Source organism: Actinoalloteichus spitiensis RMV-1378 (assembly GCF_000239155.1).
GTDB classification, from domain to species: domain Bacteria; phylum Actinomycetota; class Actinomycetes; order Mycobacteriales; family Pseudonocardiaceae; genus Actinoalloteichus_B; species Actinoalloteichus_B spitiensis.
The window spans coordinates 1-2,334 of record NZ_AGVX02000661.1 but is presented as its reverse complement, the minus strand read 5'-3'; the positions used below and the strand labels follow the sequence as shown (position 1 = coordinate 2,334).

2 protein-coding genes and 1 pseudogene are annotated in these 2,334 nt (G+C 74.0%); 1 reads left to right on the top strand and 2 read right to left on the bottom strand.

Translation table 11 applies throughout. The features are described from left to right. A pseudogene (locus ACTIDRAF_RS34635) lies at nucleotides 1–331 on the bottom strand (hypothetical protein); the annotation flags it as partial. Nucleotides 332–894: 563 nt separating this feature from the next. Here ACTIDRAF_RS34635 and ACTIDRAF_RS0223560 point away from each other — a divergent pair. Continuing rightward, on the top strand, nucleotides 895–1,155 hold the full coding sequence (locus ACTIDRAF_RS0223560) for a hypothetical protein (protein WP_016701155.1): 261 nt from the start codon (nucleotides 895–897) through the stop codon (nucleotides 1,153–1,155). A gap of 27 nt (nucleotides 1,156–1,182) precedes the next feature. Here the strand turns inward: ACTIDRAF_RS0223560 and ACTIDRAF_RS30820 are convergent. After that, on the bottom strand, nucleotides 1,183–2,334 hold a 1,152-nt coding region (locus tag ACTIDRAF_RS30820; RefSeq protein WP_016701154.1), incomplete at its 5' end, for an FUSC family protein.

The following is a 2,334-nucleotide window of genomic DNA, read 5'->3' as shown; positions in this document are numbered from 1 at the left end:
CGCCCCGGCTGCGGCTTGACAACCACATAGGGACACCCCCCGGTGCACCGCACCCGCCCCCTCGACAACGGCGGATCACGTCGTCGAACGCGTCCCCTGCTCCTCCAGCAGCGTCTCGGTCATCTCGGTCTGGTCGGTGCTCAGCCACCTCTCGGGCCGCAATCCGCAGCACCACGGCCTCCGCGTGCGTGCCCGCGACGTAACGGTCCGCCAGCTCCGCCGGCAGGTACCGGTTCGCCATGCGGAGCCCGTCCTCGCGGCTCGGCGACTCGTCCCACCGCACCGGCCCCTCCACGGTGACGTAGGCGTAGGGGAGGGTGTCCCGCTGCACGCGGAGCTGAGGGTGCCGCTGTCCCGGAGCAGCCGGTCCTTCGCCGAACCGAGCGCGATCGAGTCCGTCACCTCGCCGCCGGGCTCGTCGTGGTACCCGAGCGGAACCGCCAGCGGGGCTCGCCGGGCCGCGTCACCGCGACGACCCCGCCGCTCGACGAGGAAGCGTTCACGCTGGTCGACCGACATCGTGCGCCGCAGGGGTCCGCCTTCCGCCGCCGTGGTGGGCACCAACGCCCACCCCGCGCCGAGACCAGCACCAGCACGACCCCCATCGTTACCGCCACGCCCCGAAGGTCTGCCGTCCCGTGGAGCCGGGCCGTCGGACAACGGAGGCGGTCGGGCCGGAGCACGCGGAACCGGGAAGGCCCTCCTGCCCCACCTCCCGGCTCACCACCGCGTGCGGAGGGGACGGCAGCGGGCACGCCCCGGCCCGGAACCCCCGGCTGCTCATTCGATCCGGTGAGGCCACTTGACATCGCGTGTGGACGGTCGCCGGCGGCGCGCTCGACACGTAGCGTCGCGACTGTCCGTGACGTACGCCGGAACGAGAGCAGGTGGCTCATGCCGAACCCTCCGGAACTTCTCTCCCCGTTCAGCGCGCCGCCCGGGGGCGTGATGACCGACGAGGTCGGGGTGATCACCGGTGAACTGGAGCTGCGGACGGAGTGCGACGAGCACGGCCGGGTGTTCGTGTGGGTGCGCTACGCCGAGGCCGACGAGTGGTACCGGCTCGGGGCGTGCGAGGTCACCCTGCACGACATCCGGGACCACGAGGTCCTGCACCGGGCACTGCTCGGCGCGCTGCACCGCCCCCAGGGCTGAGCCGACGGGGCGCCGGCGGCGGTACGCTCAGCCGCCGGCCGGTGGCCCCGCCCCACCTCCTCCGCGCTCCCCGGTGTCCTGGCCGGACCTCGCCGCGTCGTCCACCGGCCGCTCGTCGGACTTCTCGGTCGTCCGCCGTCCACGGTGCAACGCCGGCAGTACCGCCACGGCGTCGTCCCGGCTCATCCCGGTGGCCTGGAGGAGGTCCACGGCGACCGACCTGAGCTGGGCCACGACCACCCGCATGGAGAAGCCTCCGGACTCCAGCAGCTCGGCGTTCACCGCCTTCGCCACCGCGCTGGCCGCGGCCCGCGCCTGCACGGGTTCCCGGCCCGAGGACAACTCGTCCCGCAGCAACACCACCGCCCCCGCGAGGCGTTCCAGCAGGGCCGGCAACGTCCGGGCCACCTCCTCGCCGTCCCGGAGGGCCGCGTGGGCGCGTCGGGCGAGCACCCTGGTGTTCCGCAGGGCCAGGTCCACCCGGCTCGAGGCGATGACGTAGCGCTCCAGGTCCCGCCGGCGCCGCCACCGCAGCGGAGCGATCCTGGCGATCTCCTGGCCCGCCTGGAGCGCCTCCTGGAACTGGTCCACCGCGTGCTGGGTCTCCCTGGTCCGCGTCAGCACGCTCGCCGCCCGCCGGCGATCACCCGTGGAGACCGCCACCGCGAGCCCCCGCAGCGCGTCGGCGAGCTCCCCGAGGACGACGCGGCCCTTCTGGTGGGCCACGCTCAGGGGGTTGGCGGGCAGCAGGGCCGCCACCGCCAGGGCGATCAGCCCGCCCACGAGCGCGTCGACGAAGCGGTCCAGCCCTTCCGTGCCGCCCGGCGGCAACAGCACCGTGACGAGGACGGCCGAGGAGGCGGCCTGCCGGGCGATCATCGCGCCCCCGTCGAGGAACACCGCCACCGACATGGCCAGGCCGACCACCAGGGCCAGCTGCCAGGGCCCGGAACCGATCACCGAGATGAGCAGGTCACCGATCAGGATGCCGACGCTGACCCCAGCGACGAGTTCCACCACCCGCCGCATCCGCTGGTCGAGCGACGCGCCCAGGCAGATCACCGCCGAGATGGGCGCGAAGAACGGGCTCGTGTGTCCGATGACGCTGGAGGCGACCCACCAGGCCAGCGCCGCCGCCACCGCGCACTGCACGATCGGGATACCGCTGCGCAGCAGTCG

What these genes read in the sequence shown, in the direction of transcription:
- ACTIDRAF_RS0223560 (WP_016701155.1), top strand. Translation starts at nt 895, where the DNA reads ATGCCGAACCCTCCGGAACTTCTCTCCCCGTTCAGCGCGCCGCCCGGG.